14 protein-coding genes and 1 riboswitch are annotated in these 13,582 nt (G+C 44.3%); of the genes, 5 read left to right on the top strand and 9 right to left on the bottom strand.

The features are described from left to right. Positions 1-112 precede the first annotated feature (112 nt). Positions 113-310 carry a hypothetical protein gene (locus GK047_RS16775; RefSeq protein WP_163949018.1) on the top strand — a complete coding sequence of 66 codons (198 nt, stop codon included), beginning with the start codon at positions 113-115 and terminating at the stop codon, positions 308-310. Here GK047_RS16775 and GK047_RS16780 read toward each other — a convergent pair. Then, complete coding sequence (locus GK047_RS16780; RefSeq protein WP_481856010.1) at positions 307-1,284, bottom strand: DMT family transporter; 978 nt, start codon at positions 1,282-1,284, stop codon at positions 307-309. The genes GK047_RS16775 and GK047_RS16780 overlap by 4 nt on opposite strands. Positions 1,285-1,404: 120 nt before the next feature. Further along, a riboswitch (FMN riboswitch) is annotated at positions 1,405-1,551 on the bottom strand. 542 nt (positions 1,552-2,093) lie between these two features. Between GK047_RS16780 and GK047_RS16785 the strand changes: the two genes are divergently transcribed. After that, a complete protein-coding gene (locus tag GK047_RS16785; protein WP_163949021.1) occupies positions 2,094-2,525 on the top strand; it encodes a VOC family protein in 432 nt (143 codons plus the stop codon). Between the two features lie 346 nt (positions 2,526-2,871). Here the strand turns inward: GK047_RS16785 and GK047_RS16790 are convergent, their stop codons facing one another. Next, positions 2,872-4,041 carry an MFS transporter gene (locus GK047_RS16790; RefSeq protein ID WP_163949026.1) on the bottom strand — a complete coding sequence of 390 codons (1,170 nt, stop codon included), beginning with the start codon at positions 4,039-4,041 and terminating at the stop codon, positions 2,872-2,874. A gap of 113 nt (positions 4,042-4,154) precedes the next feature. Between GK047_RS16790 and GK047_RS16795 the strand changes: the two genes are divergently transcribed. Continuing rightward, the gene (locus tag GK047_RS16795; RefSeq protein ID WP_163949029.1) at positions 4,155-5,036 is read left to right on the top strand and encodes a LysR substrate-binding domain-containing protein; all 882 of its coding nucleotides are present in this window, start codon (positions 4,155-4,157) and stop codon (positions 5,034-5,036) included. 136 nt (positions 5,037-5,172) lie between these two features. Here GK047_RS16795 and GK047_RS16800 read toward each other — a convergent pair whose 3' ends face one another. Continuing rightward, a complete protein-coding gene (locus tag GK047_RS16800) occupies positions 5,173-5,883 on the bottom strand; it encodes a YoaK family protein (protein ID WP_163949032.1) in 711 nt (236 codons plus the stop codon). Between the two features lie 548 nt (positions 5,884-6,431). Here GK047_RS16800 and GK047_RS16805 point away from each other — a divergent pair. After that, the gene (locus GK047_RS16805) at positions 6,432-6,851 is read left to right on the top strand and encodes a hypothetical protein (RefSeq protein WP_163948909.1); all 420 of its coding nucleotides are present in this window, start codon (positions 6,432-6,434) and stop codon (positions 6,849-6,851) included. 111 nt (positions 6,852-6,962) lie between these two features. Here GK047_RS16805 and nrdR read toward each other — a convergent pair whose 3' ends face one another. Further along, positions 6,963-7,442, bottom strand: coding sequence for a transcriptional regulator NrdR (nrdR, locus tag GK047_RS16810; RefSeq protein ID WP_163949035.1), 480 nt, complete (start codon positions 7,440-7,442; stop codon positions 6,963-6,965). Between the two features lie 108 nt (positions 7,443-7,550). Between nrdR and GK047_RS16815 the strand changes: the two genes are divergently transcribed. Next, the gene (locus GK047_RS16815; protein ID WP_163949038.1) at positions 7,551-7,775 is read left to right on the top strand and encodes an alpha/beta-type small acid-soluble spore protein; all 225 of its coding nucleotides are present in this window, start codon (positions 7,551-7,553) and stop codon (positions 7,773-7,775) included. 113 nt (positions 7,776-7,888) lie between these two features. Here GK047_RS16815 and GK047_RS16820 read toward each other — a convergent pair whose 3' ends face one another. The 5 genes from GK047_RS16820 to polA all read right to left on the bottom strand — a co-directional run bounded on the left by GK047_RS16820 (position 7,889) and on the right by polA (position 13,529). Continuing rightward, positions 7,889-8,452 (bottom strand): lytic transglycosylase domain-containing protein, encoded by a 564-nt coding sequence (locus GK047_RS16820; RefSeq protein ID WP_163949041.1) that lies wholly within the window; start codon positions 8,450-8,452, stop codon positions 7,889-7,891. Continuing rightward, positions 8,449-9,045: a dephospho-CoA kinase gene (gene coaE, locus GK047_RS16825; RefSeq protein WP_163949043.1), complete on the bottom strand. Its 597-nt coding sequence runs from the start codon at positions 9,043-9,045 to the stop codon at positions 8,449-8,451. Before coaE ends, GK047_RS16820 begins: the two co-directional genes overlap by 4 nt. Positions 9,046-9,145: 100 nt before the next feature. Next, the gene (locus tag GK047_RS16830; RefSeq protein ID WP_163949046.1) at positions 9,146-9,868 is read right to left on the bottom strand and encodes an MntP/YtaF family protein; all 723 of its coding nucleotides are present in this window, start codon (positions 9,866-9,868) and stop codon (positions 9,146-9,148) included. Between the two features lie 100 nt (positions 9,869-9,968). Next, positions 9,969-10,829, bottom strand: coding sequence for a DNA-formamidopyrimidine glycosylase (gene mutM / locus GK047_RS16835; protein ID WP_163949049.1), 861 nt, complete (start codon positions 10,827-10,829; stop codon positions 9,969-9,971). 42 nt (positions 10,830-10,871) lie between these two features. Then, a complete protein-coding gene (gene polA, locus GK047_RS16840) occupies positions 10,872-13,529 on the bottom strand; it encodes a DNA polymerase I (RefSeq protein ID WP_163949052.1) in 2,658 nt (885 codons plus the stop codon). Between the last annotated feature and the right edge of the window lie 53 nt (positions 13,530-13,582).

The following is a 13,582-nucleotide window of genomic DNA, read 5'->3' on the forward strand; positions in this document are numbered from 1 at the left end:
GGAAGTTGAAGGAAGTACGAGCAGCTAGTTGAAGGACACAATTTATAGCATAATCCCTTTCAATCACGAATATGCTATATGGCTTGTATCCCCCATTGAGAGGTGCTGCCCTATGTTCCGTATCTACGTAATTGACAGTGACGAAAAGACCATCGAATTATCTTTCAGAGATTCGCAAGAATTATATAGGTTCGCTGATGTATTCATCGATCATGGCTACAAAGTGTTAATTGAAAAAGATAATCATGACGCGACAACTCAGATTAACAGCTCAGATTCGATTCATGCACAAAGGGATGAACGAAATTAGTTACTCGTCTTTTTTGTCTCTCGCTTACCGCGGCTCATCAACCATAAGGTGAGCCAAATTAAAACAAAACCAAACAGCTGTCCTAACGTTAATTCCTGACCGAATACGAGCCAATTAATAAGCACTCCCACAGCAGGAAAAGCCAGTTCGGCAAGCGTTGCGAAGAACGCCTTGGTCGATGATAAGCCTTTATAATAGAGGAGCATACTAATCAAGCCTGGGAAGAAAGCTTGGAACATAAGATTGACGCCAATGATTATAAGCCCCGTTGTATGGCTATCAACATGCCAGGCATCTCCGCTAACCAAGAGCACGATCAGCAGCAAGGGTACGGCGAGTAAGAAACGTAGTGCAGTAACAACAGGAAAGTCAATGTTTTTCTGCAGTAAGTACTTGCCCATTACTGTCGACCCACCCCATAGGACAGCTGCCAAAATGGAGAATAAACAGCTCATGGTACCCAGATCCTTCAAACCTAGTGCAGGTGATCCAAAACCGAATGTCAATAAATAAGTGCCTAGCAGCGCAACAAGAATATACATAAAAAATTTGGAAGGCAAAGATTCTTTAAGCATTAACCTTGCTAAAATAATCGCGAACAACGGCTGCAATTTCTGCAGCAGCAGGACGGCATTTGCACTTCCATGAGCAAAAGCCGAAGTAAAGAGGATGGTTGCGATCGCCGATCCCCCCCAAGATATAAAAAGAAACGCTCCAAGGACAGCCAATGTTAGCTTGCCAGTTAGGTTCTTACGAAATTTAATAAGAACTGGCAGCGCATAACACGCCAACAGCAAATGCTCAATGAAAACGATCTGAGCGGATGTGAAGCTCTTTAGCAATAAGATACGGAAAAGAGGATCAAGCCCCCATAGTGTAGCGCCCAGGGCGACATACCAGATCCCATGGATGCCCACGGTTCGCGAGGAAAGTCCATTTCTAGCTTTACTTCTTAAATCCATTGCATTTTCCAATTCAAAAACCTCCTAAGAATGTTTTGAATTGAACCTTCTGAAAGAAACGATGCCCCCGTTTGACAAGCAACGGGGGCATCGATAAACAACTCGTTAAAATGAATATTTTAACAAGCTGCTCTTCACCTTCTCCCATCCGGACTTTACCGTCGGCCTTGGAATTCCACCAAGTCAGTCCCAGCCAAAAGAGCCGGGAGTCGCGGGCTTGAGATACACGAACGTATCCTCACCGCCGGTAGGGAATTTCACCCAACCCCGAAGGTTCAAAACTAATTTTCGTTTGTTTACCTTACTGATAAACACTAAACGTTGTAGGAAATACTACCATTATGAAATAAAAAAAGCAAGGATTTTCATCCTTGCTTCGTCCCACCTTCTAACCATTTAAAGAATGTGTCTCTAGATACTTTTATGATTCCCCCTCACCCCTGAGCTCCATTTAGTGACTTCTGATATTATCTAATGCACTTACTAACTTCTATAATTACTATTCCTTTTCCACCTCTATGCCCAACGCCCTAGCCAACTTCTCAAGCGCCTTCCATCTAATCTTGTTATAACAAAGCCCCGAGAGAAAGCATCCATTTGGGCCTTTTTTTGCATTTTGGAGGTTAAATAAGAGGTAGGATAATTTAGTAATACCTAATTTTTATCATCAGACTGTTTCCGGTACATGTTAAAATTATACTAAGAAAAATATAAAGAAGGTGCTTTACAATGAGGTTGTAATATTTGATGAAATAAAGATGAACAAAGTTCTGCGTAGAAGTTAAATCCATGAAACAAAATATTAAAAAGAGGTGTCTTTTATGATTTTAGGAATATATCCTCATTTAGTTTTAGAGGGTAATGTACAAGAAGCTGTTAAATTTTATGAAGATGCATTGGATGCAATAGTTCTTGGGCTTCAAACTTTTGGAGAAATTCCTGAAAATCCACAATACCCTACTCCTGTTGAAGCAAAAGACCGTGTAATAAATGCACATTTGAAAGTCGGTCATACAGATCTAATGCTTTCTGACACCTACCCAGGTCATCCATATCAAATTGGATCACAAGTGACGACAGCTCTCATCATAAACGATGTAGAAAAATCGAAAGAAGTATTCGAGAAACTGCAAAAAGGTGGTCAAATTATTATGCCGCTTCAAGAGACTTTCTGGAGCCCATCTTATGGACATGTAACAGACAAATTCGGCGTAACCTGGCAAATTTCAACACAAGTTGCTAATAATAAATAACTTGATTATCATTCATCTTCAATTAGATAGCTCAATCCAACAACGACGATAGCACAAATAACCGCCTAATTTAAGGGCGGTTATTCTATGATTACTCTACAGCATTCAAACACCTTCGTCATAACTTCTCTTTCGAAATCAACTTTGACATAAAAACAATGCCTCTTCCAGTCCAACAGCAGCACGGCTCCATCCATGTTTCCAACTATTGCGGCGTGATATGCTGGTTTCACTTGTTCTAGAGAAGGCACTCGTTGGTACTACGATGGAAGCCGATGATCTTGGATATCTCTGATAAACTCGCTGCCATTTATCGGTGGACAATTCTAATCCTCTTCCAGCCTACTTAATTAATACATTTTTCAAGTTTTCTTTGAGAAGATAGAACCCAGTAAATTAATATTGCAGTGAGGACCGCTATACCGCCGCAAAGGTTAAATGCAACCGTTGCTCCAAATACCTCCCAAACCACCCCCATCAACAGAGAGGCTGGCAACAAACCGATTCCTGTAAACATGGCATAGGCGCCTAAAGCGGTCGCTTTCATTTCAGAAGGGGCAGATCTAGCAATGACTGCTTTTTCCACCCCTTTCGTCAATGCTGAATATATCCCCAAAAGGCAAAATCCGAGCCATAATTCAGTTAAGCTGGAAGAAAAGCCGAATTGAAAATAAATCAATCCATATAAACCATATCCAGCAGTTAGAATTAACCTGCTCCCGAATCGATCAGAAATCAAGCCCGAGAAGTAAGATAATAAGGATGCAATAAGATGAAAAGCTAGGTACAGAAGTAATGTATTTTCAGTGGACACTCCCAATTCATTGGCTCGCAACAATAAAAACGAATTAGAGGAGTTGGCAAAGGTAAAAAACAAAATGACAAGTAATATCCGCTTTGTGGTTCGATCAAAACGGTTCCAGCTCTTTATACTACTTCTGGTTACTTTGTGATTATCCTTTGCGTCTTCTTTGTACCGATCTTTAATCTTAAACAACATAGAAAAACCAATGATGATCGGAATTAATGAGGCAATAAATATGGATCTATAGTTATCTTGATCAACCACTATTAGCATAACGTATGCAATCCCGATTCCAATTGACGCTCCAAGCATGTCCATCATTTGATGCAAACCAAAAGACCGCCCCTGCCTTTTCCCACCTGCCTCCGAAATGAGCGCATCACGTGGAGCTGTCCGGATGCCTTTACCTACCCGATCGACGATTTTCCAGACGAACACTCCTAGCCATGAAGTTGCAATAATAAGAAAAATCCGTCCGATCCCCGATAAACCGTAGCCCCAAATGGCCATTCGCTTATGGTTTTTCCTATGGTCGGATGCATATCCGGACCATAACTTCAAAACGCTTGTCAAACTTTCAGCAACGCCATCAATGATGCCAATAAATACAGGGCCAGAAGAAGCTAAGAGGATAGGGACAAGCGGTACTACCATGTAACTGCCCATATCCGTAAAGAAACTTACTAGACTTAGGATCCAAACGTTGTTCAACTAAACATGCCTCCCCAAATTCTACTCACCAGGTTTATTTCAAGTATAATAGAAAAAATGGCATAAAAAAAATTGTTATTTTTGATGTTATCTATAAATGGAGGTAATGGAAGGTGGAACATAGCAGTTTGGATTTATATCGTGTTTTTTATGCATGCGCAAAGACAGGTAGTCTGACAAAAGCTGCAGGACAGTTGCATGTTACCCAACCAGCGGTCAGTCACTCTATCAAACAATTGGAGAATATAATGGGAGGAGCGCTGTTCTCGCGTGCTTCAAAAGGTGTTACTCTAACTAAAGAAGGAAACGTTTTGCTAGAATACATAGAACAAGCATTTCAGATTATTTCTCTCGGTGAAAAGAAGATTGCGGAAATGCGACAACTTCTCGCCGGAGAAGTGAGAATCGGCGCAGGGGATACACTCTGCAGGTATATCTTACTCCCCTCACTTGAAGCATTCTACCGCAAGCATCCCGGAATAAAATTAAAAGTTACAAATCGAACTACGTTGGAAAGCGTAGAATTGCTAAAAAAAAGAAAAATTGATTTTGCCCTCGTTAATTTACCGTTGGACGACATCCAATTGGAAGTACAAAAGGTAGTAGACGTTCACGATTGCTTCATTGCAGGCCCTCGTTTTGAACATTTACAAGGACGCAAGATCAGCCTAAATGAATTGCTTTCTTCACCCCTCATACTTCTTGAACAAGGGAGCAACTCAAGGCTGTACGTTGATCAATATATTGAGCAAAAAGGGTATAAAATTGTACCAGAAATCGAACTGGGTAGTCTTGACCTGCTCGTTGAGTTTGCCCGAATCGGACTCGGTGTTTCCTGCATTATACGAGAATTCGTAGATAGGAACCAAACCACTGTGTTTGAAATTGATTTAAAGGATCCTATTCCGCCGCGTGAGATTGGTATCGTCAAACTAAAAAATATTCCATTATCCGAGGCCGCACAAATGTTCGTTAGTACCTTTTCCCTGGTGTAAATATAACCAAGGAATAACGATTATATTGAGTCATAAAGGGTTCTTCGAGTTTCACGATTTCCAAAGGCTTTTTGTGGAAGGACACCTTTCATATTTTCATTTTTAATTCCATGACATCTTCATGTGTAGCACTCCGTTAGTTTGAATTCGCTTGATCACGGAAGGAAGAACGAATGATAGCCGTAGCAACTATAGCTGTTATGACTGAGGCAGGCACCCAACTAATAAAGAATGGCCAGCGGTATTCAGCAATTGTACCTGCAACTGCGCCAATTCCATAGATCGCCACACCAGCCATGCGAAGAAGCGAATCGCGCGTCAAACGTTCTGGACTTTCTCCCCTGCGAAGGAGCATTCGTAATCGTTTAACCAAATCTTCTATTGCATTCGCTAAGTTGTTCGTTAATACCGTAGTTGAGATCCCTGCTACACCTATCGTTCTCGCAGCCGTCGTTTGGATCCCCATGGCATAACTTAGTAAAATAATCATTATGTAAACATCCTGCTTGCCAGCGCCTAGCTGAAAAAGGATACTAAAGGTAATTAATACCATAGACTCCAAAATAAAAATAGTGGTAAGTGCAGATGGCCAAAAAGCTTTCTCTTTACTTCTTGCAGCAAGAAAAGCTGCTGTTGCCGTTCCTGCAATAAAACCAATGAGCGCCAAAATAGAACGAAGAACCTCAAGTCCTTGCACATGTCCGACTGCCAGTCCTAACAATACAATATTTCCTGTCATATTGGCCGTAAATACATGCCCTAATTCAATATATCCGATCACATCAACAAGACCGGATGTCAGGCAAAGCAGCAATACAAATAATTGTCGATAAGCGGTATTTGACAACGAAAAACCTTCCTCTCACGCTGAAAAAGCTTTGGAGTATCATACCTGCGTATGCCCAATTCATGATAGGCAAGCATCCTCCTAAATAGATACATACGTTGTTGTATCTATTATTTAGGAGGAGATATTTAATAACTTATGTTCCAAACCCCTATCCTTATGCCTATCCATATCCTGTAATTACGGCTTATCCCGCTCCCGTTGCTTACTCATACTATCCCCACGGCTGGATGGGGGGCATTGGCACGGCGGTCATGGCGGTTCGCACGGAGGTCACCGAGGTCACGGGGGACCTGGCGGGCATCATAGATAAGGGACGAAATAGTCCAGATTTACTCAAAAAAGGAGAAAGGGATCTCCCCCTTTCTCTTTTTTTGCTCTGCAGCTTCTCCAGAAGTTTTCTTACCTGTTATATTTGAATGAATAAACTGGAAATAATGTAATTTTTATTGTAATTATACATAAAATTAAAATTTACAAATAGGCAAGCATCCATTTAAGCAATCGCTACATAGGTTGTTGTATCACATCTTTAGGAGGACTATTCGATGAGTTACAACCACCATCAACAACACCCGCATCCGCATCACCAGCAGCCTCATCATCATTATCCGCACCATCCGCACCATCATCATTACCCTCAACATCCACACCATCATCATCCCTACCATCCGTTTCCGCACCACCACGCTTATCATCCTTACCATCAGTACCCTGCGCACACATATCCTACTCACACCTATCATACCCACACATACCCTGGCGTTTCCCATCCGCAACATGCTCATCCTGCAGTCCCTTATACCACTGCTCCACAAGGCGGTCAATGGCAAGGTGTACAATCTCATGGAAGTGCTCAAGTTCAAGGCTCACAATGGCCGACAAGTCCGCATAACACATGGGGTGGCCAACATGATCAAGCGAATGTCGGACGACTGCAGACTCCCCAAGCAGGCAACGAACCATAAGCAATTCCCCTATACAAATATGCAAATGAAGCCGCATGAGTCTCCATGCGGCTTTCCGTTGCTTATAGTACCTAGCTTTCCGGCTTTTAGATTTTCTTATATAAGATTTCTTTATTTATCCCGAATGGGTCCGTTGTCGTGTTTGCCTAAAATTTGCGTCAATTCTTTAAGAAACATATTGATATCTTTAAATTGTCTGTAAACAGATGCGAAACGAATGTACGCCACTTCATCAACGGGGTACAGCTGCTCCATTACAATTTCACCAATTGCCAAGCTGTCCACTTCGGCATGCGCAGTATTCCGAAGCTGCATTTCGACTTCGGATACGATGACCTCCAGCCTCTCCATCGACACAGGCCGCTTCTCACAAGCTCGAATTAACCCTCGCAGCATCTTCTCGCGGCTAAACTCTTCCCGGCTTCCGTCCTTCTTAATCACAATCAAAGGTGTTTCTTCAACCATCTCGAAGGTCGTAAAGCGCCTCGTACATTTCTCACACTCACGGCGTCTACGTATGGACTTATTTTCGTTAGCGGGTCGGGAATCGAGCACTTTCGTACCAGAATAGTCACAAAATGGACACTTCATTCGCTCTTTTCTCTCCTTTCTCTCCTGGTTTTTTCCCAGATGTTACAAGTCATGTTCTTCACAAAAACGCACATAATACTATCACCAACGACAAGGAGGTGAACAGACATGGGCGCAGGACAATCCCGCAACAGCAATGCTTTAGTCGTTCCTCAAGCAACCGCAGCGTTGGATCAGTTGAAATACGAGGTAGCACAAGAACTGGGTATCTCCATCCCACAAGATGGATACATGGGTAATATGGCTACTCGTGATGCTGGTGCCATCGGTGGTAACATTACTCGTCGACTGGTACAAATTGCAGAACAATCTTTGGCTGGTCAATTCAAATAATTGAATCCAGACTAAGCTTGTAAACTGCAAACAAGAAGTATTGGACTCTACAGCCCCGCTAAGGAGCTAGTCCGATGCTTCTTTGTTTTTATTGGTATTCCGAGGGATGCGCGCTATTTTTCTGTATACAACTTCGTATATTTCTCATAATAATACAAAACCCGTTGAACGTAATGACGCGTTTCACCAAAAGGAATTTGGTTAATATTCGCTTCCGTGCCATCCCATACTTCATTTTGCTTCCATCTATTCACATTACCTTGGCCTGCATTATAAGCGGCAATCGCATAAACTAAATTTCCGTTGTAATGCTTGATTAGCCAATTCAAATACCAGGCACCTAAATTGATGTTAATTTCTGCTTTGAGCAAATCAGCTTGCGTATTTGGCGCTAAATCAGCCGATTCCACAATCCAAGCTGCCGTATCGGGCATAAGCTGCATGAGACCGATCGCACCTTTTTTTGATTCCAAATGGTGCTTATAATTCGTTTCCACCCTAATAACAGCTGCAATAAGAAGAGGATCTATATGATGTTTCGCCGCGCTTTGCTGAATTTCCTTCTTAAAGTAAATGGGATACAGTTTTCTTCCGATTACTGTGCTATTCATAAACAGGACTAGGACAAAACAAATCAGCAGAAGCGCGAAAACTCGCTTTTTGCGTAAAAATGTCATGAAAGCCCCTTCCTTAACCAAAACTCATCGATAAGACGACTCGTTTCTTCTTTTGTTCCACGATTATCAATGACAAAATCAGCGCGTTCCCGCTTTTCTTCGATAGACATCTGCGATTGCAGCCTTTCTAGTGCAGCATGTTCAGAGAGACCGTCTCGTAATAGCAACCGTTGGAATTGAACCTCGCGAGGAACATACACAACCATCACCTCATGAAACATGAAGCTTAGATCAGACTCGTACAACAAAGGCACATCAACGACAACCAGCTTATCTGGGTGCTCACGTTCAGCCGTTTCCATCTGTTCACGCATTAACGCGCGTATCGGTGGATGAAGCATTCCCTCCAACTGCTTGCGCGAAGCGGGGTCCGCAAAGATAATTTCTCCAAGCTTCTTACGGTTAAGTGACCCGTTGCTATGCAGAACATCTTGTCCAAAATGAGACGCAACCCTGTCCAGAACAGGGCTGCCGGGCTCTACTACGTCGCGGGCAAGTTTATCCGCATCCACCAATATAGCGCCGCGGTTAACCAGCATGGCACTAACTGTGCTTTTGCCGCAAGCGATTCCTCCTGTTAACCCGATATTCATGGATAAGCGCTCCTTCGAGTTTTGCTCAAACAGAACTATCCTCGCAAGCATAGTCTGCTTTTTCTGACTGAATTTATTTACCGTAAAGCTTCCTTCGAGCTTACAACATTTTCATAATTCCCATTACAATTAGCACACATCCTGGAAGCACAGATAGTTTCTTCATCCAGCTCATCTCGGCATAACGAAAGCCAATGCGAAGCCCGATGGCAATAAAGATGCCGCTAGATAAGGCAATGACCGAAGCGGTTAGGAAAGGAACAAAGCCAATTAATGCTGCGCCAATTCCAGCTCCAAAGGCATCAAGCGACAAAGCCAATCCAAGGAGCGTTGCTTCCGATGCAGAAATATTACCAGATCGATCCACGTCTGCAATCGAAGGTGTCCGCAAAATTTGAATAACCAAGCCAAACCGCTTCAATTCAATATTCAGAATTTCCTTCGTCCGTTGAAGGGTATCTAACGTTTGCCCGACAGGTTCCCCTGTCGATCTGACATGGACGCTATCACCCTGCAAACTTAGAGATTCCGCAGGCTCATGAGCTTCCTGAACCTTATGCTGCCTCATCTGCATTAAAGCCCATATGCCGATACCAATCAGGATCAATGCTCCAATCCGCTGCGCAACCAAAGGACTCATGAAAGACGACATGAGAACGCCGATTTGCATGGAGCTGAATATAATAATTCCCGACCAAAGCGATATAATGCCAATGGATAGGAGCGGAATTCGGATTTTGCGTAAGCCATACATCACACCAACGCCAAAACCGTCCAAAGAAACTGCAAAAGCTAGAATAAGTAATGAAATCACAGGAAGCATAAAACCCCTCCTAAGAGTTTTCCCTAAGCTAATTTGCTGCGCAAGCAATTTGCCTAGGTTGAGTACTCCTTATCATATGGAGAGGGTAGGCATCACGTGCCTATTTATCCGATTTCTTTCGCACTAGCTTCCTTTCTAAGGGTTGGCACGTAGGGCAAATATGTGTCCCTCTGCCGCCAACCACCGTTTTGTAAATTTCACTGCCACATTTTTTGCAGGCTTCCGATTGACGTCCGTAGATGTTAAATTGATGTTGAAATAGACCGATTTCACCTTGTCCATTCACATAAGATTTAATCGACGAACCCCCTACCTCAACGGAATCGCTTAACGTTCGAACGATTGCCTCATGCAGCCGCTCAAGCTCCTTGCGAGTCAATGAAGAGGCTGCTCGCTCTGGATGGATACCAGCTAGAAAGAGCGACTCGTCTACATAAATATTCCCGATACCCACGATATATTCTTGATTCAGCAAGAGCGGTTTAATCTTCGTGGGACGCTTGGCAATCCGCTCTCGAAAAACCTCAAAGGTAAACGATTCATCAAGCGGCTCCAAGCCTAGCTTCAGCAGGGGAGGCTGCGTCAATTCCTCTCCTTTGGGGAACAGATGCATCGTCCCAAACTGTCTGACATCCTTGTAGCGAAGCTCGCTATCGTCAGTAAAACGGAACAGCACATGCGTGTGCAGCTCAAGCGGCGCCTCGCCCTCGTACAGTCCGTATCGTCCTTCCATGCGAAGATGCGAGACCATCACATAATCATCAAGAACAAACAACAGAAATTTCCCCCTGCGCTCAATGGTCTCAATTGTCTGACCCTGCAGCAGCACCTCGAACATTTGAATATCATCCGGCTTCTGAATAATGCGCGGCAGTCTGACTTTCACATGAGCAATCGTTTTACCAGAAACGAGCTTATTCAAGGTGCGTCTGACAGTTTCAACTTCAGGTAATTCTGGCACAGCTTTCACCTCTTACTTGGTTAATTTGGAGGCAACCTCACTTTATTTGGCGTCATACCAAGTTAGTCCGTAATCCACATCTGCTCGTAGGGGCACGTCCAACTTAAGGGCGGCAGCCATCACCTCAGGCACGATACGCTTCATCGTCTCAAGCTCATCTTCCGGTACTTCGAAGACAAGCTCATCATGTACTTGAAGCAGCATGCGGCTTCTCAGCCCATCTTGTTTCAATCTCTCTGCCATCTGCACCATCGCAAGCTTAATAATATCCGCTGCGGTGCCTTGAATCGGTGTATTCATAGCCGTACGCTCAGCGAACGAGCGAAGATTAAAATTGGAAGCTGTAATCTCAGGTAGATAACGCCGACGCTGAAGCAGCGTTGTGACATATCCATCTTTCCGAGCATCCTTTACAATATCATCCATATACTTGCGCACCCCTTGAAACACAGCAAAATATTGCTCGATAAAGGTAGCTGCTTCCTTACGGGTTATATCTAAGTTCTGAGATAATCCATAGTCGCTGATGCCGTAAACGATACCGAAGTTTACGGCCTTGGCCTGACGGCGCATATTCGAGTCAACAGCGTCCTCCGCTACGCCGAAGACGTCCATTGCCGTCTTCGTATGGATATCCATGTTCTGAAGGAAAGCTTCCTTCAGGTTGGAGTCCTGCGAGATGTGCGCCAACACGCGAAGCTCAATCTGTGAGTAATCCGCTGCAAGTATGTACCAACCGGGCTCGGATGGGACGAACACCTTGCGGATTTTACGCCCTTCCTCCAGACGAATAGGGATGTTCTGGAGATTCGGGAACTGGCTGCTGAGACGACCCGTCGCAGCAATCGTCTGACGGTAATAGGTATGCACCTTACCCGTCTCTGCCCGCACCTCTTTAAGCAGCCCCTCTACATAAGTCGATTGCAGCTTCGCTAGCTGTCGGTAATTCAAGATCTCCCCTACAACTTCATTGTAGGGGGCTAGTCTCTCCAGTACCTCAGCGTCCGTAGAGTAGCCGGTCTTCGTCTTCTTCGAAGCGGGGAGTCCCAGCTTCTCGAACAGGATCTCACCCAACTGCTTAGGTGAATTGATATTGAACTCCGTTCCAGCGAGTTTGTAAATGCGCGTCATAATCGTATCCAGCTTACTCGCAAGCTCCTCGCCGAGCGCCTTAAGATCCGCGGCGTCAACTTTGATGCCGCGCATTTCAATTTCTGCGAGCACGCCGGCAAGCGGCAGCTCTAGCTCATAGAAGAGGCGATTCATCTCGCCCTTCTCAAGGTCTTCACGCAGCACCGGCACGGCGCGCGCAGTCGTGTACACCTTGCGGCATAAATGGTCGCTAAGAGCAGGCAGCTCCGGCAAGCGAAACTTCGCTCCCTTGCCAAAAATCTCTTCATCGGCCTTCATACTTGGAAGGCCATACTTACTTGCGAGGCCGCTAAGCGTAAGATTCGATTCTGTGGGATCAAGTAAATAAGCGGCCAGCAGCACATCGAAGTCCACCCCTCTGAGCTGGACACCCTGCCAAGCCAGCGCCAACTCGGCGCGGTGCTGGTCGAGCAATTGCTTTTTCTTCGAAGCGTCGCTTAACCAGTCACGAACCGGCGCACCCGCTTCGCTCATTAGCAGCTCAAAGGATAAATAGAAACACTTTTCGCTTTCTTCGATATAAAAGGAGATGCCCGCGATTTCCGAATGATGCGGGTTCTCGCCTACGACCTCAACATGGATGGGCGCGCTGTCACCCAGAGAAATTAGCAACTCATTCACATGCTCAGCTGTCACAACCTCGATATCAAGGCTTACTAAAATGCGCTCATCTTCAGTCTCTACGCCGCTCGTGAAGTCCATCTTTTCCAACAAGCTTTTAAACTCCAACTTGCGGAACATACCGGAGAGCGCTTGTCCATCATATCCTGCATAACGAAACGAAGACCACCCTGTTTCCATAGGCACTTCACGGAATATCGTGGCAAGCTCCTTACTCATAATCGCATCCTGAGCATGCTCTTCTACTTTTTCTTTCATCTTTCCTTTTAAACTTCCTGCATTGGCAAGCACTTCTTCGACTGTACCGAACTCATGTAGCATCTTAAGTGCGGTTTTCTCTCCTACACCCGGAATACCTGGGATGTTATCTGAGGTATCACCCATAAGACCTTTTAAATCGATAATTTGCTTAGGTGTAAGACCATATTTCTCCTTGATGGCTTCAGGATTGTAGAGTTCCACCTCGCTAATCCCCTTGCGAGTAATGGCAACGGTGACATGCTCAGAAGCAAGCTGCAGCATATCTTTGTCTCCTGAGACGAGCAGAACCTTTTCTCCCAGCTCATCGGCTGTTTTGGTCAACGTTCCGATAATATCGTCAGCCTCATAGCCCGTCAGTTCAAATTGCGGGATTTGGAACGCTTGCAGCAGTTCTTTAATCAACGGAAATTGCTCCGAAAGCTCAGGAGGCGTCTTCGCTCTTCCGCCTTTATACTCCGTATATTCCTTATGTCGGAACGTAATTTTCCCAGCATCAAAGGCAACTAGAAAATGAGTCGGTTTCTCTTCCTCAATAAGTTTAAGCAGCATGGTCGTAAAACCATACACCGCGTTTGTGTGCAGCCCATTTGAATTACTTAGCAGCGGAAGCGCATAAAATGCCCGATTCGCAATTGAGTTTCCATCAATAATAATTAACTTATCCATAAGTGCCCACCCCGATTTTTGACATACTCACTTCATCATAGCATACGAAATAA

It is taken from the genome of Paenibacillus sp. SYP-B3998 (assembly GCF_010820665.1).
Taxonomy (GTDB): domain Bacteria; phylum Bacillota; class Bacilli; order Paenibacillales; family NBRC-103111; genus Paenibacillus_E.